Here is a 21,967-nt window from a genome sequence, read left to right as displayed (position 1 = left end):
GCGTGAGCGGGTACCTTACTCCTGGAAGTAGGTACCCCAGCCGTCGTAGTCCACGCCGTATTTCTGAAGGATAGGCAGCATTTTTTCGATATCGGCGACTATGGTCTCGATGTCCAGCTTGCACTCGGTGGTGGCATCGAAGCAGAAGATGGTGGCGCCGTCATCCAGCTCCATCTCTTCGGCATCGGTCACTTCGAAACCGGCCTTGAACAGGTCGACCGCCGCCTTCTCCAGCAGATCGAAATCCTGGCAGGCAAAGTGGTGCTCAATCTCGTATTCCAGATCCGGGTTGCTGCCATCGGCCAGCAACTCGTTGACGATGGCGGTGGTCTCTTCGCGCCACTCTTGCATATCAAGACTCATATTAACCCCAGATGCGACTGTGTTGGTATCAAATGCCCGCGCGGGCGAGCGCCGTATCGGCTGCGCCCCTGCCCGGCAGGCATGGTTGCGGCAAAGCATACCCGCACAGCCACCTTGGCTCAATGCGGCAAGCCAAGATAAGCAGCTGGCGGCGGCCACCCCAAATGGGGTGCCATCACAAAAGGTTAATAAAGCGTAATCTTTTGTCAGGAATGAATTGCTCCATATGGAGCTTCAACGAGACACGGGAAAACCGCACAACCCCCGCAACAAGCCGTTTGAAATCAGCAGGATCCACCAGCACCGCCCCGGTGACAAAGGCCATGGACGAGGTGTATCAAGGGACGCGGGCGGAGCACTGCCCGTACGGAAAGAGGAGCCAGCCAGGCTCCCTTTTTATCATGTGAAGGAGCACATAGATAATGCCTAAAAAAACAATAATGAGCCTGCTTGTCGGCTCAACCCTTATGATTGGAAACCAGGCCATGGCCGCCCCGGTCCACGGTCCGTTCGATGCCCCCTTGGCCGACGAGGTGAAGGTGCTGGAGATGCTTAAAAAAAGCGGCCGCATCCCCACCCTGGCCTCCCCCGAGCAGGAGCAGGCGGCCCTCGCCAGCTACTATCGCGAGAAATCGCGAGCCTATCAGGGCAACAGCGGCACTCTGGCGGTGAAAGAGGGCAAGGTGCGCGAAACCATCCTCAAGAAGATCCGCCTCAACGGCACCGCCCGTCCCGGCGATCGGGTACCCACCCTGCTGCTCAAGGCCATCGAGCGGGAGCACTACCAGGGCCAGATGCGCAAGGACAAGATCCTCGCCATCCTGGTGGACTTCCCCGATTACCCGAAGAACAGCGTGCGCCCCGAGCTCACCAAGATGTACTACCCGGATTACACCCCGGCGCACTACAACGATCTGCTGTTCTCGTCCAAGGGCTATGCCGGCCCGAACGGCGAGCGGTTCATCTCCATGCGCCAGTTCTACGAGCAGCAGTCCGGCCAGAGCTACAGCGTGCGCGGTCAGGTGGCGGGCTGGTATACCGCCGACAAGAACGCTGCCTACTACGGCGCCAATGCCACCCCGAACACCATCCGGGAACTGGTGAAAGAGGCGCTGATCCAGGTGGCGAACGACCCTGCCATCGATCTGGCGCAGTTTGACCAGGAGGATCGCTACGATCTCAACGGCAACGGCAACCGCAACGAGCCGGACGGGCTCATCGACCACCTGATGATCTTCCACTCCAGCGTCGGCGAGGAGGCCGGTGGCGGCGATCTCGGCGAAGACGCCATCTGGGCCCATCGCTGGAACCTGGGTGCCCCCTACCCCATCCCCGGCACCAGCAGCCCGAGCCAGAACTTCGGCGGCCAGTTTGCCGCCTACGACTACACCATCCAGCCCATCGATGCGGCGGCCGGGGTCTGTGCCCACGAATATGGCCATGACCTGGGGCTGCCGGACGAGTACGACACCAAGTACACCGGCAAGGGTGAACCGGTGGCGACCTGGTCCATCATGTCCTCCGGCTCCTGGGCCGGGGTCATCGGCGGCACCGAGCCAACCGGGTTCTCCGCCTGGGCCAAGGAGTTCCTGCAGGCCTCCCTCGGCGGCAACTGGCTGCACGGCAGCAACGTGCAGCTCGCCGATCTCAGCCCCCGCGGCAACGTCTACATGCTGGATCAGGCCAACGACAAGGGGCGCAACGACGACGTGGTGCGCATCAACCTGCCGGCCAAGCAGATCCCGCTCAACCCGCCCTACGCCGGCCAGTACCAATACCACAGCGGCAAGGGCAACAACCTCGACAACCGCATGAGCCTCAAGCTGGATCTGAGCGGCAAACAGAGCGCCAGCCTCGGCTTCAAGGCCTGGTATCAGATTGAAGAGGGGTACGACTACGCCCGGGTGCTGGTCAATGGCCAGCCCATCGCAGGCAACCTGACCACCAGCGACGATCCCAACGGGGTGGGCTTCGGGATCGGCATCACCGGCAACTCCAACGGCTGGACCGATGCCGAGTTCGATCTCACCCCCTGGGCTGGTCAGCAGGTCACCCTCACCCTGCAATACCAGAGCGATGGCGGCGTGGCCGAAAACGGGTTGTTCGTGGACGAGCTGCAGATCCTCGCCGATGGCGACACCCTGCTGAGCGACGGGGCCGAGGGCAGCTCTGCCTTCACCCTGGCCGGCTTTGTGAAGAGCAACGGCAACGAGGCCAAGGATCACTACTACCTGGCCGAGTGGCGCAACCACGCCGGGGTGGACAAGGGGCTGGCCCACATCAACGTGGCCGACCAGCTGATGCGCTACGAGCCGGGCATGCTGCTCTGGTACGTGGACAACAGCCAGGCCAACAACTGGGTGGGTGTCCACCCGGGTGAGGGCTTCCTCGGGGTGGTGGATGCGGATCAGCGCACCCTCAAGTGGAGCGATGGCGCCGTGGCCGGCACCCGCTACCAGATCCACGACGCCACCTTCAGCCTGGGCTTCCAGCAGCCGCTCAACCTCAAGCACCCGAGCGGCTCCCTGCTGCGCGACTTCTGGATCACCCCGAACCGGGTGTTCAAGGATTCCCGCAGCTACCAGAGCAAGGAGATCCCGGATGCCGGTCGCCTGCTGCCAGAATACGGGCTCAAGATCAGCGTCACCGGCCAGGCCCGGGACATGAGCACCGGGCGGATCATCGTCAGCCGCCACTGAGGAGTACCACAGTTGTGACCAGGGGGCCTCAGGCCCCCTTTTTTATCTGCTGACCTGCCGCCCAGGATGAAAACGGGCCAAACCGCCCAACAAACACCCTGATTGCTCACTTGTCGAGCGAACAGTCCGACTATCTGCGCCCTGCGGTTGACACATCCGTTCAGAAAGGGTTTAATGCGCGCCGTTGCCCAGATAGCTCAGTCGGTAGAGCAGGGGATTGAAAATCCCCATGACAGTTTCCATACCACAGCTCTGGATAGCACACCCCACAAGGCTTCGCTTTCAATGCGAGGCCTTTTTGTTATGCGTCTCTGGTCAATCTCTGGCAAGGTTGCTCACCGAGCTCGGGATTAATAATCCCCGCCTCCTGCTCCGCTGCTTCATCTGACAACCGATAGCAAAGTACGCCTCCCTCCCCTGAAATGACTCCCACTTCTTACAAACAACACGTGCCCTCCCTGCCAACTCTACGTTATACTGGTTGTGTCGTGAGCCGAATCCCGGTTATCGCAGAGGGGCTGCTTCCCGGACAGTCATGGAAGATACTGTGGACCCCATGGCCCTCATTGAGTTATGTGCCGAATCTTGTTAGCGTTAATCCATACTGTTTACATAGATATAGAGTAGGCATAAGGAGCCAATGATATGGCATTTATCAAGATGGCAACTCGTTTTGGTACGCAGAGTTTTTACAGTAATGGCCAATTAATTGGCTTAACGTGTCCGAATGCATATGGTATGGGCAGTATTACTTATGCGCCTTTTGAAGCATCCCCGGTTGAGCGAACAATGGAACATCAGGATGGAACCGCTTCCCATTTTGATGGACAAGGACATATGACAGGTACTAGTTATCAAGATCTTGCTCGCAACTCCTCCTGCCAGAACAATGAGACTATATTCTTGGTATGCCTGCCATCCCCTTGCGGACGGTTTTGCACTTACTTGTTGTATCCGAGGAGCTAGACAATTGGCCTTCTTTGACATCGATATACCAACTGCAATCAAACTGTGCTCGATGGCCGACCTCTCGATAGTTGCACTGTTGTGGCTATATCGCTATGAGGGGGGATCAAAACGCGCGCTCTCTTTCTTTGTCTCCGGCCAGTTCCTGAGAGCGCTCGGGATGTCGCTTATCAGCTTTCGGGGCATTATTCCGCTGCTGCTATCAGCCCATGTCGGTAATATCCTCGTCTATATCGGAATCGCACTCGAAATATTCGCCTTCACACTGATCAGCCCCTCGCGCTTTCGCCTCACAGAGCCACTCATCGCGGTCGTCGTGACAGGAGCACTGCTGTTTGCGAGCATCGATTTCCTGTATCCGGATCAAGCGGTCGCCAAAACACGGTATGTTCTCGTCTCCAGTCTCGTGATTAGTAGCCTGTATGCTCTGGGAGGGTTGAGCTTGTTCGGCGCCACGTGTTCGTCGCGGCTACGGAAAGGGCTAGGTGCGATCTTTATCGTCCTGGCGCTGTGTTTCCTTGGCCGTCTCCATCCATCATTTGCCCATGGAATGAACATTTTCACACCGGGATTGATCCAATCACTGACCTTTGTTGCCATCCTCATCGCGACTATCGTTTGCGGTATAGGTTTCATGCTCTTGATGCACGAGGCTGCGAACAAGGCCCTCCGACTAGCGGCTACGACGGACGCGCTCACCGGACTCGCAAACCGGCGACGGTTCAACGAGGTTTTGAACACCGAGTTTTTCCGGCTCAAGCGATCCGGGGCGCCGCTCTCCCTGATCATCCTAGACGTGGACTACTTCAAGCATTTCAACGACCGCTACGGACATGTCCAAGGGGACGAGTGTCTGAGGGCTATCGGCCAGGCGATCAAGGCTTCCGTCCACCGGCCCCCTGATCTCGCGGCCCGGTTCGGTGGCGAGGAGTTCGTGGTCATCGCGCCCGAAACGGGCGCCAATGGAGCACTGGCTCTGGCAGAACGCATTCGCCATGCTGTCACCAGATTGGAGATTCCCCATGAAGACAATACGGCCGCCCCTCATGTGACGGCTAGTTTGGGCGTCGCAACCCGCTATGCGAGCGAACTCGAAACCCCCGAAAGCCTTGTCGAGCTCGCAGATCAGGCACTATATCAGGCTAAGCATTCCGGACGAAACCAGACGCAGATCCGGCTCCGGCAAGAGGATGAAGTCGGCAAGAGGCCAGGGTTCGTGCGCTTGCTCTGGAATGATATGGCCGAGAGTGGTCATCCCCGACTCGACGAAGAACACAAGGCTCTTTTCGATCAAGCAAACCTTCTGCTTTCAGCCATCGTGGACGGAAAAACCAAGGCGGAGTGCCGGGTTCTTCTGGATCGGGCAATGGAGATCATTGCCGGTCATTTCAGGGATGAGATCGAACTCATCGCCACCACGCCCTTTCCTGATATCGATCATCACCGCCGATGCCATCAAGCGCTTCTAGGAAAAGTCGTTAAAATGTCCGAGCGCTTTGACCACGACGAGCTCTCGATCAGTGAGTTGTTTGGCTTCCTAGCCCACGACGTCATCGTTCAGCATATCATGGGCGAGGACAGAAAATTCTTCCCCTATCTTCCGACGCCGGATCTTGAAGGCTGAGTTGCCACGATTGGCACAATCATCCTAATTGCTTAGGGTGGCGCTGAATTATGAGCAGCAAGCGCTCCTGAATCAGGTGAGTTCCATGTTCTGACAATCCAGTGATGTCAGTTCCTGCTGCCATGGTGATGATTGCAAACCTTGTTATGGGCCAGGAGGCCGTTGTTAAAACAGCTCGGTCCTTATTTCCTCTGGTTGAGGCCGCACAAATGATGAAGCGACCGCTGACTTGTTGACACAACGTATCCAATTACACGAGAAGACGGCTTGGATGCTACGTAGCCTACTTGAGTAATTGCTTAGTGATGTCAGATATGATTAGACCACTACATTCGCTTTCCATACGCAAGATAAACTAATGAGTAACCACGAACGGACCCCCCTAGCCAACCAAGGCTAGGGGGTTTACATCATCTAAACAGTGCTGCAATCAGCGCCTCAATCTCAGTCAATCGCTTCTTGGCCTTCACGCTCTGGAACAGTTTACGACAGGGTCGCAGCTGTTCCGGTTCGCTGAGGGGATAGCTCTTAATGGCCGGGATGAGCTCGGGGATCCGCCGTACAATCAACCGTCCTAACCGGGCCTTCTCCTGGCGCGTTGCCAATCGTCCATTGAGTTTGTACGCGTAGAATCCTGGGCCGATGTGGACATGTTCAAGATCTTCGCCGAAAACAAACATCAATGCGCCGTTTATCTTGTCGTCAAACCGACGCAAATCTAATTGTTCGCGATAGTCACAACTCACTAGCTCATTGGCTTGATAGTCGTCAATGGTGGGATGATAGTAATGTGGGTAATGCATGATGACTCCTTGTTCATCAGGGTGGGATTAGAGGGCATGAAAATTTGCCCCTATATGTATGTTCAAACGCCAAACCCCTTTATCTGACTGGCCTTTTTCAAAACCACTTTTTACCCGCTATCGCTTGCTGGTAATCCTGATTTGCAGCCCTCCCCTTGCCGTAAAAGCCCCTTTCTCAAACATATATGAATTCCTTGATCCCCCATGACCATGCAGGTCTGGGCAATCCAAGGAGAATATATCTATGTCTGAATTGTCATTGTTCGATGCGGTTGGTGAAGGCAAAACAGCAACGCAGGATTATCTCGATACTCTGTCTCGGGCTTTGCAGCGTCATCATCAACTGGTCAAAGCCATTCGCATCTACGGTCGTTATGTACCGGAGTCCCTGCCCATGCCCGGTTTACCGGTGCTGGTCGCCGTGTTTAACCACACCAATATCTATGCCTTGCACCAACTCCCCTCCGCTCAGATAGGGCAATTGGTGTTGTCCATTGCCTCGTTCTCCGGTCAAGCCACCCATGATGTCGAGTCCGGGGTGTTTGAGGAGGTCTGGAACATGGGGGCCAGCAGTTTTACCACCGACAGCGCCGAGCAGGCAGTGTACTGGTTGCCGTTACCGGAGAGCTGGATTGCTCTGGACGGTTCGCAGTCGGTGTTGAGTGACAAGGCTCATCCAGTGTTCAAGCTGTTGCACGTTACCGGTCGCGACTCCGGTCCGGTCGTTGATATCAGTGACGGCGTGGTGAGCCTGGCGCTGGAGTCTGAATGGGATGGGGAGTGGGCCGCATGACCGATATCAATCGCTCCTCGTTGCTCGCCAAGCTCAAGCATATCAAGGGCATGAAGTTACTGGTTGAGCAGGCTGTCCTGCTTTACCTGTTGATGACCGACGAGCAGACGCCAATGTGGGTCAAGACGATTGTGGTCAGCGCCCTCGCCTACCTGTTGTGCCCGGTCGATGCGATACCGGACTTTCTACCCGGTGTCGGTCTCACCGATGACTTAGGGGTAATCAGCGGTGCCATTGCCTCGCTAGGTAGTCACATCCATCAAGGTCATCGCAGCAAAGCGGCTGACTTCTTCAAGTAATCCATTCACAAGGAAAATCATCATGACTAAAGCCACTCAACCGGCAGCGGCGGCTGCTCCGGTCTGGACTGTTATTAAATCGGCCAAGGCTCCGAAGATGAGTTCTCGGGCCAATGGTCTCTTGCACTACGAGGTCGGCAAGAACGACGAGGGTCGTTATGCATTGCGCATTACCGCCAACGACACCGGAGGCCTGTTCAGCAAGCACTGGATATCCCTGGATGACATTCTGGCGCTGTTGGATTTACTCAAGGATGCGCCCTTTAAATCGGTAGCCCTCAAGGCGTTGTTTGTTCGTGGCAGTGCCAACAACCACGGTTTCCTGGCTGCCGTTCTGCGAACTGAGAAGCTGTTGCTTGCTGCCGAGCCTAACTCCCCCTTCCATCGGATTGGGTTGTCACTGAGTGACTGGTTAGCTCAGTTGGGTGAACCGGTGTCTATGGACAAACCAACTCGCAAGGGAAAGGCCAAGGGCCAGAAGGGGCAAGAGACCCCGGACGGTGCCACGGGTAACGAACCATGCGATGAGGCCCCGTTTTTGGAAACAGCCAATGACGAGGCCAGTTTGTCAGACAAGATGGATGAGGCCGGGGTCGATGTTGAAACCGAAACCGGTGACACGGCGACCAGCGAGGAGGCTCACGAATGAATCACCGTGACCCAATCAATAACCAAGACATAGCACTGAACTGGCAGGGGTTGCCCCTGCCAGTTTCATTGAAGTTCGCGGTATGTCTGACTGAGCTGCTGGACACCCACAAGCCCACATGGCGGCAAGCTCGTGCTGTGACGATGAACTTTCGTGACCCGAGCTATGGCCCGGAGAGTGGTGGTTTTCATCCCGTGGAAATCCGTCTGCAACGCCGAGGAAATCTATGGTCCCTGGTCTATATGACGGACTTTTCCTATGTCGGCATGGGGGATTATGCAGAGCTGGCCAAGGAGGTAGATTTTGACTTCTCAAGCCAGGAGGGGTTGGTTGCTCATGTTCATATCGTGCCGTTGTTTGAGTTGCATGAGTTCTATGAGCTATGGGAGAGCAATTTCCTGAGTTACCTGTCACTGGGCGTCTACACCCTCACCCTCTCGTGTGAATAACCTCCCTGTTATTCCCGCAAAATTCACGGGTTCACGGGGTTGAGATGGAAAAGCCCAATCACTCCAAGGGAAACACCGGCCCCGTTACTCCCCGTTCGTGCGGGGAGGACTCGGGGCGCAATCTGAATTCACGGGGCAACCCGGTCACATCAATATCCCACCCACTATTCCCGCAAATTTCGCGGGTTCACGGGGTTGAGATGGAGAAGCCCAATCACTCCAAGGGAAAAACCAGCCCCGTGACTCCCCATTTTTGCGGGGCAGACACGGGGCGCGGTCGGGTTTTTACGGGGGCGCACCGGATATCGACCGGAGCGGCCATGTCACCCGTCACTGTTTGCGCGTTGTCGTCGCGCCGGGCCATGCAAGCCAAGGTGCGATGAGCAACGACCACCTCGACAGCCAAGCCAGGAACAAGGATTAGACCTCCTTTCCACTGTGAAGGGGGCTTATGCCCTGTTGCATCAGCTCACATTTTGAGGAGCGAACCATGAACGAAACACCCACCCGATTTAAATTTACCAACCGGCGAATTGCCGATCTACCCCCTAACCCAGATGACGCTCGCAGCACCGAGGCGGAGTATTCAGATACTGACGTGACCGGTCTGCGCTGTCTGGTAGGCAAAGGGGAAGGTCGCCGCAAGTTCCTGCTGCGTTATCAGATACACGGGCGCAAGCGGGCCATTGCCCTGGGGCACTATCCCGCGTTGGATGTCAGCGCGGCTCGCAAGCTCGCGCTCGACTACAAGCGCAAGATCGCAGAAGGCGTTGATCCGCAACAGGCCAAGGAGGACAAGCGCAACCAGAAGACCCTGAGCAATTTGTTTCAGGAGGACTATCTCCCCTATCTGCAATCTCGAAATCGCAGTTGGAAGACGGATGAACATCGCTTCCGTAATCACCTACGGCCAATCTTCGGCAACCTGATCCCGGAAGAGATCACCGTTACCCGCATCCAGAACATGCAACAGATGTTGCTCAAACGCCTCACCCCGGCCACCTGCAATCGAGTATTAGCATTGCTCAAGGCCATCATGACCTGGGCAGCCCGTGCCGGACTGATCAAGGACAATCCCGCCGCCTTGGTGTCATTGCTGCGAGAGAACAATCGGCGCGAACGCTACTTCACTCCAGATGAAATCCGCCGCCTGTTCCGGGCTGCTGATCAGCATGAGAGTTTCTATACCGGTCAGTATGTCAAGATGTTGCTGCTCACCGGCTTGCGCCGGGCCGAGCTGGCAAGGGCCAAATGGCAGCACTACAACAAGGAGGACAAGACCCTATATATTCCCCACACCAAGAACGGCCATAGCCGTGTGTTGCACCTGAACCATATGGCGGTGGAGCTGTTGAACTACTTACCGGTAACACAGGGAAATCCCTACCTGTTTCCAGGCAAGCGGCAAGGGCAGCCATTGCAAAATCCCACCAAGGGTTTTCAGCGGATGCTGGCGCGAGCCGGTATAGATAAGGAGGGGGTTTGCTTGCACACCTGTCGCCATTCGGTTGCGGCGCTGATTGTCTCCAACGGCGGCACCTTGTTTGATGTGCAATCCCAGCTCGGGCACCGGAGCAGTCAAACATCACTGCGTTATGCTCACCTGCATAACACACGGATGCAGCAGACCAGCCAGAAAATAGCCAACTGCATCCATGATGCCCTGACCAGTTCTGTACCATCCAAGCCGCTGCCGCTTCCCGAAGAAGGCGAGTGGGTTCAGGCCAGCTAGGTATATCGGTATCTCATCCAGTGGTGAGATACCGATATCGCTGTTTAGCAGCCCAATGATCCGTTTTCAGCGACCGTCCCGACAAACCGCTACACAAAATCTGTCGGGGCTTATGAGCCTTCTCAACCGCTTCTCGCCGGTTGATAACAAAACCCCTCACCTGATGACAAAAGCCCATCGCCGATGATGGGTTTTGCGAAAAACTGCCTGCCATCCAATTCGTCACGCCGTGTCGCGGCCTGTTTGGATAATCCGCGACACGGTTATTCCCCTTGCTTGATGGTATGCACGAACACGACAAGATTGCTCAGCGCCTCGGTATGCTCCTCACCCGCCTGTACAGCGGTGAGAAGCTGCACCTGAGTGATCTGGCCACCGAGTACAACGTCACCGTGCGCACCCTGCAGCGGGATTTCAATCAACGCCTCAGTTATCTACCGATAGAGCATCGCAACCAGCAATACTGGCTGGAGCCTGAGTTTCTCAATCACAAGAACGACAAAAAACTGCGAAAGCTGGCCGAACAGCTTGGTATCACCGACCTGTTCCCCCGCGCCAGTGAACATCGTCTGGGTCAACTGCTGGACAGAGGCAACCCCAGTCTCTTCGCTATCAAGGGGTTCGATGGTCAATCAGCCGACTTACTAGTCCACCAGATACCGGTATTAGAGCAGGCACTGACCCACCATCTGCAATGCTGGCTCATCACCAAAGACCAGCGCAAGCAGCTGTTTAGCCCCTATCAGCTCGTCAACTACAAGGGCACCTGGCACTTGGTCGGCGTCAGCGAGGGGCGGTTGCAAGCCTATCCGTTGAGCAACATCACACTGGTTGAGCTATCGCAACAGACCTTCACCCGTGACGCGTACATTCAACGACAGATCGATACCGACCCGACGCTCTGGCGCTCCGGCATGATCGAGGTGCTCCTCAAGGCCAGTGCCGCCATCGCCATCAACTTTCAGCACCGCCCGTTGCTGCCTGAGCAAGAGATTGTCAAAACCCTGGATGACGGTGCGCTGTTATTGAGCAGTCGTGTGCTCGATGCCAACCAAATTCTGCCTGTCATCAAGTCTTGGATGCCTGAGCTCACCGTGATCTCACCCGGATTTATCCATGAGCAAATCGTTTATGATTTACGCCGTTTATTGGCCCTAATGAGTCATGCTCCGCCCTGACCCATGTGTGACAAAGATCGCAGTTTATACATCTGGCGACAGCGCCTGACATGCCGCGACACCACCTGTCGCCGCTGTTTCACATTGTCGTCAACCATCAAGCAGTAGCAATCCAAGGAGTGATGCATGAGTAAAATGATCCAGATGAAAGAGTCCACCGCAAAGCGCGAGGTGAAGCAGGAATACGGCCTGACCGAAACGGATGGCCAGGCTTTCTGGGATCGGGTGAACCGGGTGATCGGTGAATCCCGAGAAGAAGTCGATAATGAAGACCGCGTTCCTGCCGGATATGAAGTGTATCGATAACGTCAACGCGTACATGTTGGTTGGTCATTAGTTGACTCCTGTGAGCGATATCTGCCACGAAACGCTCGTAACGACAAAGCGGCCAGTTCTACTGGCCTCTTTTTTTGGACCGTTCGACAGCACAGGCTGTAATCTCCGCATGGCGAGGCACCTGTATCGCGGTTTAGCGACCCAATGAGCCGTTTTGGCTGCACCGCCCTCCAAACCCCCGCAACAAGATCATCTTGGCCTTCTCTGCCTGCTAAAACGAGCCTCCCCTTGCTGCCTGCTTTTACCACCGAATCCCATAAAGCAAAGGGGCCAGTTCGCACTGGCCCCCTTTCATTTTTTAGAATTTTTCGACTTCCACCGATATCTCTGACATGTCTGGTGATGACTTAACCATCACGCACCCCGTCTCGCTCGTAGCGCTACGGGTGAAACTCGGAGCAGGAGGTTCGGATGCTGCTGATGACTCCGTCTCACACACTCCACCATCGTTTGAGGGCTGCGAGGAATGCGAATCACCACTAAACAACTTATTCAAGTCGAACGAATAGCAAGGAACATCCGCATCGCCTATGGTGAAGTTTTTGACATAGCGATCTTTTGCATATCGTTCAATATAGTTGTTTTCATACAACCACTTAACGACCTTTACGCGGTTGGTTACCACTAGATCATCAAAGTCGGCCTTGCGAATGTAACATCTACCGTTTTCGGTGAACCCCCAGAACTCTTTTGTCACGAGAGCGATCCGTCCTTGATGCAGTTTATGTTGGTTCTTGGCCACCTTACCCATAAACTGCAATGCTCCTCTGGTGACATCATCCATGATGCCTTCCATCGACATGAGCCACCGTCGGAAGCATACCAAAACTGCATTATCTGCATACGCCACATCAAACGGCAGAATACCTAGCTCAACGGCCAATCGCCCCGCTGCCATGACGTTTGCGAAGCAACCAGCACCACGATCAGCAAGAGGCGGAGGGGTTTCTAATCCCGAGCGACTCATCAGCCACTCTTGGCACTCTTCACGCTTAGCAGCAAAGATAACCGCTAAATCAGCAGGGGTATCGATGTCTGGCATATTCAACAGAGCCTGAATATATGCAGGCATCGCCGTACCGTAGTACTGAGAGGCTGCGGCTTTTAAGCCATTCACCCGGCGACGAGTCAGCTCAAGGCTTTCATCCGCCAGCGCGACATCCTCCGCCATCATCTCAATATCCATCACTCTGACAAAAATCCCTCCCTTGGTGCCCTCCTTGCTCCGCTCAAGCTTCTCCTTCATGGACTCTTCCCCCGAAGAAAGACCGCAAACCACAGAACTTAATGGGCTCTGATTGCATGTCCCATTAATGTTACTACGCAGTCTGGACTGCCCCCCGGTCGCCGCATAGACGAACTGAAGTAGATCGCGGCTAGACAACGAACCTACCTCATCCAGACAGATACCAATACCAGTCCGTTGCTGAAACTTGGCGATAAGCCCAACCAACGTTGCATCCCATTTCACAATGGCCGTTGCCGGTCCACCACTAGGATCGGATGCAACGCCCGACACGCTTTGCGCCACTTGTAGAAGGGTCGTTTTGCCACAAGAACTTGCACCAAAAAAGTGACAAATCATGGTCCCAATATTCGATAACGTCATGAATACATTGGCTAGAGATACCATGATTGCAACGAGCATAGTTGGTGACTCTTTGACAGGAAGCGCGACGTTCTCTTTCCACTCCAGCAACGTTCCATTCGAGTGGATAGCGTCATGCTCACCAAGAGCAGACACCAGTTCGTGCTGAGGACCACTATAGCCAGCTTTGTAAATTGACTGACCAGGCCAGAGATAGCAGAGATCTTCACTATCAAACCCTGCTTGTTGATGCAGACGTACCACGCAAAGACCTTGGATACTGATGCTGGCGTGCATGTATGACAGCAGCCCATCTTCCCGTGCCCCAGGGCATTCAATCCCAGCTTGGTATAGCTCGGCCTTCACTGCTTTGTATTCATGAATCACCCTATCGAAGAATAGGTCGATGCGCTGGCATTGCTTTCGCTCATCCAGATACATGAAACGAATGCCACTAACGGCTGCACTGTCAGCTCGGAGTATTGATACCGGCAGCAATGGCTTACCGAGTATCGTTTTTGGCTTGCCATGATCGCTAGCCAATTTCCCCCACGGGAACATCGCAAAGCCATCAGAAATGAGGTTCGAATGAACCGGTTTTTTCATCTCCGGCTCAGATCTGGAAAGCACCACGCCATCTGGGTCACACACAGTCCCATCAGGGGCAATCGAGCAACGCCCCTCCTTGTACAACGTGTATTCTGCTAAACATCGATCCAGCATAAGAAGTTCACGCCGAACGAGAAGCTCATATTGAGTCTCACTATCAGGGTGTGGCTGACAGCATTCGTGCTGTTCGGACAATGGGCTCACAGCATCGGGGGCAATATTCGCTCGATGAGTTTCATCATGGGACGCGTCAAGGCTCGTGTTTTCCAACAGTAGCGGCTGCGATTCAAGAGCGACCGTAGGGAGCGATTCTGGCGCAGATGCCTCCTGGCTAGGACGCGTCGGTCTACGTACCTGATTGGGTGGATGACGGAGAAAACGTTTTAGAGTGCCATCACTATTTTTTAATGGTTCATGCATAATTCTCAATGGGGGAGTCTCCCTCCCCCATCTCCTAAAGTTGGTTAGCAGGTGAGGTTAGGGAGGTCCCAGACGGTGTGAAGTGCGTCGACGGCCTTGACCAAAGTCGCGTCATAAAATCTGGCATAGCGTTCGGTCATTCTAGGCGAGCTGTGGCCCAAGACCTTCTGCAGTACATCGAGCGAACAGCCCTTGTTCAGCAGTGAGGTCGCGACTGAGTGGCGACTATCGTGGATGCGTACCCCCGATAGCCCACAATCATTGCAGACTCGGTACCAATACCGACGTGGTTCTGAAATTGGAGAGACACAGTCCTGGCCTCGAAACAGCAGACCAGTCGTGCCATGGCGCTGGAGTTGAAGTCGAATTAACTCCAGCGCGAATTGATTAAGCGGTATTAGCCTTTCCCGACCAGACTTACTGGTAGGTAGGTACGCTATTTGTCGATTGAGATCACAATCTTGCAGCTTTAGAGCTCTTGCTTCTCCCATACGGGAGCCAGTTGCAAACAGGAAGAGCAACAGACGAGCCTTTTCTTCGTCAATGTCTTCCATCAAGCGAGCGACCAGCTTATTGACTGCCTCATCGGGTAAGCCCTTGGGAGGCAGAACAGGCTCGTATTTGGCGGGTATACCTGCTGCGGGAGACGATTTGAGTATGCCGCGCTCCACTGCGAAGGTCGCTATGGCTTTGATCTGAGCGACGTAGCGATTCACCGTAGCAACCGATTTGGTTTTAGCTTGCTCCGCTTGAAAGCGCTCGATGTCATCACGGGTGACGCGGTTCAGTGGCTTGTGCCCAAAAGCTGCCACGATTGGCTTTATACGGGACTTAATAGTCCTGATAGAAAGATGAGTTTCCTGCACTGCGGGTAGGTAATCATCATAAATGAAGCGCTCTACCGATAAACTAGCGTAATAGGTTTGCTCGAATCCATCTGGATCAATGATGAACTCCGCCAACAGTTTACGTGCTTTGTCGCGTATCACTTTGAGGCTAGCCTCACTGGTGCTCGCAATCCTTTTCCGACGATGCTTTTTTCTGTGCGTATCGAAGTAGCCGACCTTGGTACCAGATTTATAAGTAATCCATATGAGCCTAGGTACGTACTCGTCTTTTACCTCTTTTTGTTTGGAGACGTGTTCTCCACACGACTCCTGCCTACTTTTAGCAGTTGGCGTTGACACTTCGCTGCTCACAACTACCTCTCTAACCATAACCGCCGGGATTGACGGTTATGGGCATTTTGCATATCCCCCCTCAAATCACAATAGCTTCAAATGCACCCATGATATTGATATTTAATGAATTTTTCTTGGTTGAGGATTCTAAAGGCAGTCATTTAAGCCGATTCTGAGGCGAACATCAGATCGCCTTCTGGAGAGCGACTTTTGCATCTCATAGCAAACTCGCCTGATTTGCTGGGGGGATCGTGATTTGCCACCCCGAAAAAGGATTGTCAATTGAGTCCTTTTGTAAGGTGTGACCAAGATTCTATTTTGTGACTTTGATCACGATAAATTTGAGTTCCCCCGCCGAAACACCATCAATTCTCTTCTTCACAGGGACGCTGAGGAGCTGACGACCGGAGGTACAGAGGCAGCGACACAGCAAACCCTGTCTGGTCAATTTCTGGTAACTTTGCAGCGCACAAAAAACATGCAGGTTAGTTCATCCGTTTTTTGACAGAAAATGGGCTCACTTGTTGGAGGAACCGAATGGGTGAGAGAGCGAAAAGGCAATTCTATAAAGGGAAAAAACCTCGATAGCAGAACCTGCCGACAACCGGATCCCGGTCTAGAGTCAGGGACTCCTTGCACAGTATCTCGCCACTTGGTTCACCCTATGCAAAAACATGCCAGAAACTGGGGCTGCAAGGTTGACACCCCAGTCCAGAAAGGGTTTAATGCGCGCCGTTGCCCAGATAGCTCAGTCGGTAGAGCAGGGGATTGAAAATCCCCGTGTCGGCGGTTCGATTCCGTCTCTGGGCACCACAATTCCTCCTTAGTTCAGTCGGTAGAACGGCGGACTGTTAATCCGTATGTCACTGGTTCAAGTCCAGTAGGAGGAGCCAAATTTTAAAAGCCCGCTCATCGAGCGGGCTTTTTTCATTTCGGTCAGCTGCCGTTGCAGGTTGCCAGCAGCAGGGTCGCTCCGCAGGTGGCACTGAACAGCAGCAAGCCGGTCTGCAGCACACCCTCCGGGTTTACCCGTTTCTCTTTTTTGCGAAATCGTATCCACTTAGGCTTCATCAAGCCCACCTCGTCCTGTTACGACCCCTGCCCCGTCGGCAGGCGAGCCATCTTTGTGCAGCCGCCCGCCGCCGTCAACTCCCTTGCCGACAATAAATTCATCACGCTGCCACCGCCCGTTTTCCCTTCGTGACAATGTTAACAATTTGGAAAACCGGCGTGACCCGTTCCCACGCCGGGGCTATGATGAGGCCGACGATTTTCCTACCCTCAGGGAGACCCCAGATGAGCAGCCCGTTGCGTTACGTGCTGGATGGCATCCATTGCGAGCCCCGCTTCTTCACCGTGCCCCTCGACCACCAGCGACCGGATGACGAGGAGACCCTCACCCTGTTCGGCCGCACCCTCTGTCGCCAGGACCGGCTGCACGACGATCTGCCCTGGCTGCTGTTCCTGCAGGGTGGGCCCGGCTTTGGCGCCCCGCGCCCGACCGCCGACAGCGGCTGGATCAAACGGGCCCTGCAGGAGTTTCGGGTGCTGCTGCTCGATCAGCGCGGCACCGGCCACTCCAGCCCCATCAGCGCCGAGGCGCTGGCCCAGCTCACTGCCCCACAGCAGGCGGAGTACCTCGGCCATTTTCGCGCCGACAGCATAGTGCGCGACGCCGAATACATTCGCGAAGTGCTGAGCCCGGGGCGCCCCTGGAGCCTGCTCGGCCAGAGCTTCGGCGGCTTTTGCAGCCTCACCTACCTCTCCCTGTTCCCGGACAGTCTGCACGAGGTCTACCTCACCGGCGGGGTGGCCCCCATCGGCCGCCGTGCAGACGAGGTCTACCGCGCCACCTATCAGCGGGTGGCGGACAAGAACCGCGCCTTCTTCGCCCGCTTCCCCCACGCCCAGGCTATCGCCAACCGGCTGGCCAACCACCTGCACAGCCATGAGGTGCGCCTGCCCAACGGCCAGCGCCTGACGGTGGAGCAGTTGCAGCAGCAGGGGCTGGATCTGGGTGCCAGCGGCGCCTTCGAGGAGCTCTACTACCTGCTGGAAGACGCCTTCATCGGCGAGCGGCTCAACCCCGCCTTCCTCTACCAAGTGCAGGCCATGCAGCCGTTCAACACCAACCCGGTGTTCGCCATCCTGCACGAGTCCATCTATTGCGAGGGAAGCGCCAGCAACTGGGCGGCCGAGCGGGTGAGAAGCGAATACCCGGCCCTGGCCTGGGCACCGGGCAAGGACTTCGCCTTCACCGGCGAGATGATCTTCCCCTGGATGTTCGAGCAATTCCGCGAGCTCATCCCGCTGAAGGAGGCCGCTCACCTGCTGGCCCAGAAAGCGGACTGGGGCCCCCTCTACGACCCGGCGCAGCTGGCCCGCAACACCGTGCCGGTGGCCTGCGCCGTCTATGCCGAGGACATGTACGTGGAGTTCGACTACTGCCGCGACACCCTCAAGGGGCTTGGCAACAGCCGCGCCTGGATCACCAACGAATACGAACACAACGGCCTGCGGGTCGATGGTGAGCAGATCCTGGACCGGCTCATCCGCATGAATCGGGATCGCTGATCCCGCCGGGCTCGCGCCCGCAGCAAGACGACAATATCGAGGGCGACCCATGAGTCGCCCCGCCCCTCTGGAAGCAGCACAAAATAATAAGGACACCCATTGGATCATCCGGAAATCTCGGCCGGCTGGCTGAGCCGCCTCTTCTATCACTGGACCGGCCCGCTGCAGCGCAAGGGGCTGAGCGAGCCCCAGGTCAACCTCGACGATCTCTATCCCCTGCTGCCGGAAGACAGGCGCGATGGCCGCGCCGACGCCTTCCTCGCACTCACCGCCGCCCTGCCGGTGCGCCCCTGGCCCATCACCGCCTTCATCTGGCGCCATTACCGCGGGCGCATTGGCCTGCTCACCCTGCTGCAAATGCTCGGCATGCTGGCCACCCTGGCCAGCCCCTGGCTGCTCAACCACAGCATGACCCAGCTGGGTGCCGGCGCCCCCACCGAGCAGAAATTGCTGCTGGCGTTCGCCCTGTTTGCCTCGGTGCTCGCCTCCGGCATGCTGGCGGAGCACTCGCTGCAACTGGCGCTCAAGATGCACGTGCCCATCCGCCGCCTGCTGGCCGAGTCCCTGCTCGCCAAGGTGATGAAGCTGGGTGGCAAGAGCTTCGACGACCGGGCCGGTGGCCGGGTGCAGAACCTCATCAACCGGGACGTGTGGGACATCACTTGGATCCTGGCTGACCCCGCCATGCCGCTCACCATGCTGCTGCAACTGCTCGGCACCATCGCCCTGCTGGTGTGGCAGGTGGGCAGCGCCGGCCTGGTCGGCTTCGCCGTGCTCACCCTGCTGCTGCTCATCTCCACCCGGGTGGTGCGCCGCATGAACCAGCAGGAGCAACAGCTCAAGCGTCAGCAGGACGAGCGCAACGGCATCCTGGCGGAGTACATCAAGAAGCTGCGGCTGGTGCGCCAGAACGGGCTCGGCGCCTTCTTCACCCGGGCCGCCGGCCACAAGCGCCAGCAGGAGCTGGGCGTGCTGGGGCGAGTGCTCAGGCTCGATGCCATCAACGAGAGCCTGATGCTGAGTACCCCGCTGCTGGTGACCCTGGCCACCTTCACCACCTATCTGGTCTCGGGCAGAGAGCTCACCCTGCCCCAGGTGTTCACCACCATCGCCCTGTTCACCGTGCTGCGCATCCCCATGATGCGGCTGCCCTACCTCATCCGCACCCTGATCAACTTCAACACCGGCTTCAACCGGCTGTGCGAGTTCCTCAACAGCCCAGAGCAGCACCGGGATCTCACCGACCCCGGCTTGCCGGTGGGCGGCCTGCTGCTCGACAACGTCACCGCCCTGCATCAGCAAAAACCGGTGCTGGAGGGGATCAGCCTGCACATCGAGCCGGGGGAACTGGTGGGGATCACCGGTGCCACCGGGGCGGGCAAGAGCTGCCTGCTGCACCTCATCGCCGGCTTCGACAACGGCTTCGAGGGCAGCATCCGTCGCCACGGCCGGGTCGCCCATCTGGGTCACAAGCCCTGGCTGATGAACGACACCATCCGCAACAACATCCTGTTCGGCCAGCCCTGGCATGGCGAGCGCTATCGCTGGGTGCTGGGGGCCTGTGCGCTGGGCGCCGACCTCACCCTGCTCAGCCACGGCGACCAGACCCTGGTAGGCGAGCTCGGCACCCGCCTCTCCGGCGGCCAGCAACAGCGGGTCGCGCTGGCCCGCGCCCTCTACGCCCAGGCCGACATCCTGCTGCTGGACAACCCGCTCTCGGCGCTCGACCCCATCGTCTCGGCCCAGGTGCTGGAGCAGGGGCTCGCCTTCAAGCCGGGGCCGACCCGGCTGCTGGTGAGCCACGACCCGGACGTGCTGGCCCACTGCGATCGGGTGATCCGCATCGAGCAGGGACGACTGGTGGAGCTCGATGCCCACCAGCTGGCGGATCTCATCCAGCATCCCCGCCCCACCCCGTCGGTGCCGCCTCAGGAGGCGGAGCAGTTCAGCGAGGAGAAGGTGGTGGAGGGCAAGGTGGACTGGGGGCTGTTCGGCTTCATGTGGCAGCGCCTGGCCGCCCCCGGCGCCATCCTGCTCGCCCTGCTGCTCACCCTGGGCCAGGAGGGGCTGCGCATAGCCTCGGATCTCTGGCTCGGCGGCAAGGCTGGGGTGACCGGGGTGAGCGAGCTGCTCGGCATCTATGTGCTGCTGGGGGCGGGCTCTCTCACCTGCATCATGGTGGTGCGGGTCATCAACTACAAACTCGGCCTCAAGCTGGCCTGGACCCTGTTCGACGGCATGCTGGGGCGCATCAGCCGCGCCCCCATGGCCTTCTTCGACAAGGTGCCGCAGGGGCGCATCCTCAACCGCTTCGATCGGGATCTGGGGGAAGCCCAGGAGATCCTGCTGTCGATGCTGATGGGGCTGTTCGGCATGCTGGTGTCGGTGGCGCTGCAGGTGGTGGTGATCGGCGTCAACATGCCGCTGTTGCTGCTCATCGCCCCCCTGGTGGGCTGGGCCCTCTATGTGCTGCAGCGCCGCTACCGGGCGGTGCAGCTCAAGCTGCGGCGACAGGCGTCGGTGCTGCGCTCGCCGCTCTACATCAGCATCAGCGAGACCATCCGCGGCGCCCCCGCCCTGCGCCTGGCCGGGGCCGAGCGTTTCGCGCTGGATCAGGTGCTGCTGCACTATGACAACAACCTGCGCAGCTGGTACACCACCACCTCCATCAACCGCTGGCTCGGCATGCACCAGACCCTGCTCTCCGCCGCCCTGGTGGGCGCCGTGGCGCTGATGGTGGCCTTTGGCAACAGCTCGCTGCTGGGGGCCGTGGCCATCACCTACGCCTTTACCGCCTCCGCCATGCTCAACTCCCTCATCCGCACCTTCGCCGAGGTGGAGCAGGTAATGAACGCGGTGGAGCGGGTGCGCGAATACAGCGAAATAGAGAGCGAGCGTCAGGAGGGGGAGGCCCTCGCCACCCCTCACCCTGCGGTGCGTTTCGACAACCTGGGGCTGCGCTATCCGCAGGCCAGCCAGTGGGCGCTGCACAAGGTCAACTTCGAGCTGGCCCCCGGCGAGAAGGTCGGCGTGTGCGGCCGCACCGGCGCCGGCAAGAGCTCGCTGCTGGGGGTGCTGCAGGCCATGTATCCCGCCTCCCAGGGGGAGATCTACTACGGCGAGCAGCCGCTATCCCGGCTGGCACCGGAGGCGGTGCGCGATCTCTACGACACCGTCTCCCAGATCCCGCTCACCTTCTTCGGTACCCTGCGTGCCAATCTGGCCCCCCTGACCGAGCACGACGACGCGGCACTGGAGCAAGCGCTGGCCCGGGTGGGGCTGGCCGAGCGCTGCGCCGGCCGGCTGGACGAGGAGCTCGACAAGCTGCAGCTCTCCGCCGGCGAGACCCAGCTGCTGGTGATCGCCCGCATCCTGCTGTCGCGCCGCCCGCTCATCGTGCTGGACGAGGCCACCTCGGATCTCGATCACATCGGCATGCGCAAGATGGCGGAACTGCTCTATCGCTACCGGCCCGAGGCCAGCTATCTGGTGATCGCCCACCATCTGGAGCCGCTGCTGTCGGTGGACCGGGTGGTGGTGATGGAGGCCGGCACCGTGGTGGAGCAGGGCTCGCCGGTGAGCCTGCTGGCCAACTCCCACTCCCGCTTCCACCAGCTGTTCGTGGGTCAGGTGAACCGCCAGGTGCCCCAGACGGTGTGAGGGCCGAAAATGACAAGGGCTGCCCGCGGGCAGCCCTTGTTGCT

17 protein-coding genes and 2 tRNA genes are annotated in these 21,967 nt (G+C 57.5%); 14 read left to right on the top strand and 5 right to left on the bottom strand.

The window, feature by feature from the left end; all coding sequences use genetic code 11:
* Positions 1-15: 15 nt before the first annotated feature.
* Positions 16-351, bottom strand: coding sequence for a ribonuclease E inhibitor RraB (rraB, locus tag C2U40_RS03105; protein WP_016351838.1), 336 nt, complete (start codon positions 349-351; stop codon positions 16-18).
* A gap of 497 nt (positions 352-848) precedes the next feature.
* On the opposite strand from rraB, the gene C2U40_RS03095 reads away from it, so the two are divergent.
* The 3 genes from C2U40_RS03095 (at position 849) to C2U40_RS03090 (ending at position 5,652) form a co-directional block, all read left to right on the top strand.
* Positions 849-3,062 (top strand): immune inhibitor A domain-containing protein, encoded by a 2,214-nt coding sequence (locus C2U40_RS03095; RefSeq protein ID WP_233768817.1) that lies wholly within the window; start codon positions 849-851, stop codon positions 3,060-3,062.
* A gap of 645 nt (positions 3,063-3,707) precedes the next feature.
* Positions 3,708-4,028, top strand: a complete 321-nt coding sequence (locus C2U40_RS25990) for a hypothetical protein (RefSeq protein ID WP_158656427.1) — start codon at positions 3,708-3,710, stop codon at positions 4,026-4,028.
* A gap of 4 nt (positions 4,029-4,032) precedes the next feature.
* Positions 4,033-5,652 carry a diguanylate cyclase gene (locus tag C2U40_RS03090; protein WP_158656426.1) on the top strand — a complete coding sequence of 540 codons (1,620 nt, stop codon included), beginning with the start codon at positions 4,033-4,035 and terminating at the stop codon, positions 5,650-5,652.
* A 410-nt stretch (positions 5,653-6,062) separates the two neighbouring features.
* Here C2U40_RS03090 and C2U40_RS03080 read toward each other — a convergent pair whose 3' ends face one another.
* Entirely contained in the window at positions 6,063-6,455 is a 393-nt protein-coding gene (locus tag C2U40_RS03080) for a hypothetical protein (protein WP_103259628.1), read from the bottom strand.
* Between the two features lie 244 nt (positions 6,456-6,699).
* Between C2U40_RS03080 and C2U40_RS03075 the strand changes: the two genes are divergently transcribed.
* The 7 genes from C2U40_RS03075 to C2U40_RS03045 all read left to right on the top strand — a co-directional run bounded on the left by C2U40_RS03075 (position 6,700) and on the right by C2U40_RS03045 (position 11,861).
* The gene (locus tag C2U40_RS03075) at positions 6,700-7,248 is read left to right on the top strand and encodes a hypothetical protein (protein WP_043850297.1); all 549 of its coding nucleotides are present in this window, start codon (positions 6,700-6,702) and stop codon (positions 7,246-7,248) included.
* On the top strand, positions 7,245-7,547 hold the full coding sequence (locus tag C2U40_RS03070) for a YkvA family protein (RefSeq protein ID WP_052497052.1): 303 nt from the start codon (positions 7,245-7,247) through the stop codon (positions 7,545-7,547). The genes C2U40_RS03075 and C2U40_RS03070 overlap by 4 nt, the downstream gene beginning before the upstream one ends.
* A gap of 22 nt (positions 7,548-7,569) precedes the next feature.
* Positions 7,570-8,196 carry a hypothetical protein gene (locus C2U40_RS03065; RefSeq protein WP_103828199.1) on the top strand — a complete coding sequence of 209 codons (627 nt, stop codon included), beginning with the start codon at positions 7,570-7,572 and terminating at the stop codon, positions 8,194-8,196.
* A complete protein-coding gene (locus C2U40_RS03060) occupies positions 8,193-8,645 on the top strand; it encodes a DUF2787 family protein (RefSeq protein ID WP_103828198.1) in 453 nt (150 codons plus the stop codon). Before C2U40_RS03065 ends, C2U40_RS03060 begins: the two co-directional genes overlap by 4 nt.
* 490 nt (positions 8,646-9,135) lie before the next feature.
* Positions 9,136-10,377 carry a tyrosine-type recombinase/integrase gene (locus C2U40_RS03055; protein WP_103259623.1) on the top strand — a complete coding sequence of 414 codons (1,242 nt, stop codon included), beginning with the start codon at positions 9,136-9,138 and terminating at the stop codon, positions 10,375-10,377.
* Between the two features lie 284 nt (positions 10,378-10,661).
* Positions 10,662-11,555, top strand: coding sequence for a helix-turn-helix transcriptional regulator (locus C2U40_RS03050; RefSeq protein ID WP_103828197.1), 894 nt, complete (start codon positions 10,662-10,664; stop codon positions 11,553-11,555).
* Positions 11,556-11,681: 126 nt separating this feature from the next.
* Complete coding sequence (locus tag C2U40_RS03045; protein ID WP_029304370.1) at positions 11,682-11,861, top strand: hypothetical protein; 180 nt, start codon at positions 11,682-11,684, stop codon at positions 11,859-11,861.
* Positions 11,862-12,189: 328 nt separating this feature from the next.
* Here C2U40_RS03045 and C2U40_RS03040 read toward each other — a convergent pair whose 3' ends face one another.
* The gene (locus C2U40_RS03040; protein WP_158656425.1) at positions 12,190-14,085 is read right to left on the bottom strand and encodes a DUF927 domain-containing protein; all 1,896 of its coding nucleotides are present in this window, start codon (positions 14,083-14,085) and stop codon (positions 12,190-12,192) included.
* Between the two features lie 467 nt (positions 14,086-14,552).
* Positions 14,553-15,707 carry a tyrosine-type recombinase/integrase gene (locus C2U40_RS03035; protein ID WP_158656424.1) on the bottom strand — a complete coding sequence of 385 codons (1,155 nt, stop codon included), beginning with the start codon at positions 15,705-15,707 and terminating at the stop codon, positions 14,553-14,555.
* A gap of 719 nt (positions 15,708-16,426) precedes the next feature.
* Between C2U40_RS03035 and C2U40_RS03030 the strand changes: the two genes are divergently transcribed.
* Both C2U40_RS03030 and C2U40_RS03025 read left to right on the top strand, forming a co-directional pair.
* Positions 16,427-16,502, top strand: a tRNA-Phe gene (locus C2U40_RS03030).
* 4 nt (positions 16,503-16,506) lie between these two features.
* Positions 16,507-16,582 (top strand) — tRNA-Asn (locus tag C2U40_RS03025).
* Between the two features lie 43 nt (positions 16,583-16,625).
* Here C2U40_RS03025 and C2U40_RS26815 read toward each other — a convergent pair.
* The gene (locus C2U40_RS26815; protein ID WP_011707223.1) at positions 16,626-16,760 is read right to left on the bottom strand and encodes a hypothetical protein; all 135 of its coding nucleotides are present in this window, start codon (positions 16,758-16,760) and stop codon (positions 16,626-16,628) included.
* A 225-nt stretch (positions 16,761-16,985) separates the two neighbouring features.
* On the opposite strand from C2U40_RS26815, the gene C2U40_RS03015 reads away from it, so the two are divergent.
* Together C2U40_RS03015 and C2U40_RS03010 are read left to right on the top strand one after the other, a co-directional pair.
* Positions 16,986-18,263, top strand: coding sequence for an alpha/beta hydrolase (locus C2U40_RS03015; RefSeq protein WP_043167562.1), 1,278 nt, complete (start codon positions 16,986-16,988; stop codon positions 18,261-18,263).
* Positions 18,264-18,362: 99 nt separating this feature from the next.
* Complete coding sequence (locus C2U40_RS03010) at positions 18,363-21,923, top strand: ATP-binding cassette domain-containing protein (protein ID WP_103828194.1); 3,561 nt, start codon at positions 18,363-18,365, stop codon at positions 21,921-21,923.
* Positions 21,924-21,967 lie beyond the last annotated feature (44 nt).

The sequence above is a fragment of the Aeromonas sp. ASNIH4 genome, from assembly GCF_002934425.1.
GTDB lineage: Bacteria > Pseudomonadota > Gammaproteobacteria > Enterobacterales > Aeromonadaceae > Aeromonas > Aeromonas hydrophila.
Note: the sequence above shows the minus strand (reverse complement) of the source record. Positions and strands in the feature narration are given on the sequence as shown.

Coding starts and splice junctions, on each gene's coding strand:
- rraB (WP_016351838.1), bottom strand. CDS start 351: ATGCAAGAGTGGCGCGAAGAGACCACCGCCATCGTCAACGAGTTGCTG.
- C2U40_RS03095 (WP_233768817.1), top strand. CDS start 849: ATGGCCGCCCCGGTCCACGGTCCGTTCGATGCCCCCTTGGCCGACGAG.
- C2U40_RS25990 (WP_158656427.1), top strand. CDS start 3,708: ATGGCATTTATCAAGATGGCAACTCGTTTTGGTACGCAGAGTTTTTAC.
- C2U40_RS03080 (WP_103259628.1), bottom strand. CDS start 6,455: ATGCATTACCCACATTACTATCATCCCACCATTGACGACTATCAAGCC.
- C2U40_RS03075 (WP_043850297.1), top strand. CDS start 6,700: ATGTCTGAATTGTCATTGTTCGATGCGGTTGGTGAAGGCAAAACAGCA.
- C2U40_RS03070 (WP_052497052.1), top strand. CDS start 7,245: ATGACCGATATCAATCGCTCCTCGTTGCTCGCCAAGCTCAAGCATATC.
- C2U40_RS03065 (WP_103828199.1), top strand. CDS start 7,570: ATGACTAAAGCCACTCAACCGGCAGCGGCGGCTGCTCCGGTCTGGACT.
- C2U40_RS03060 (WP_103828198.1), top strand. CDS start 8,193: ATGAATCACCGTGACCCAATCAATAACCAAGACATAGCACTGAACTGG.
- C2U40_RS03055 (WP_103259623.1), top strand. CDS start 9,136: ATGAACGAAACACCCACCCGATTTAAATTTACCAACCGGCGAATTGCC.
- C2U40_RS03050 (WP_103828197.1), top strand. CDS start 10,662: ATGCACGAACACGACAAGATTGCTCAGCGCCTCGGTATGCTCCTCACC.
- C2U40_RS03045 (WP_029304370.1), top strand. CDS start 11,682: ATGAGTAAAATGATCCAGATGAAAGAGTCCACCGCAAAGCGCGAGGTG.
- C2U40_RS03040 (WP_158656425.1), bottom strand. CDS start 14,085: ATGAAAAAACCGGTTCATTCGAACCTCATTTCTGATGGCTTTGCGATG.
- C2U40_RS26815 (WP_011707223.1), bottom strand. CDS start 16,760: ATGAAGCCTAAGTGGATACGATTTCGCAAAAAAGAGAAACGGGTAAAC.
- C2U40_RS03015 (WP_043167562.1), top strand. CDS start 16,986: ATGAGCAGCCCGTTGCGTTACGTGCTGGATGGCATCCATTGCGAGCCC.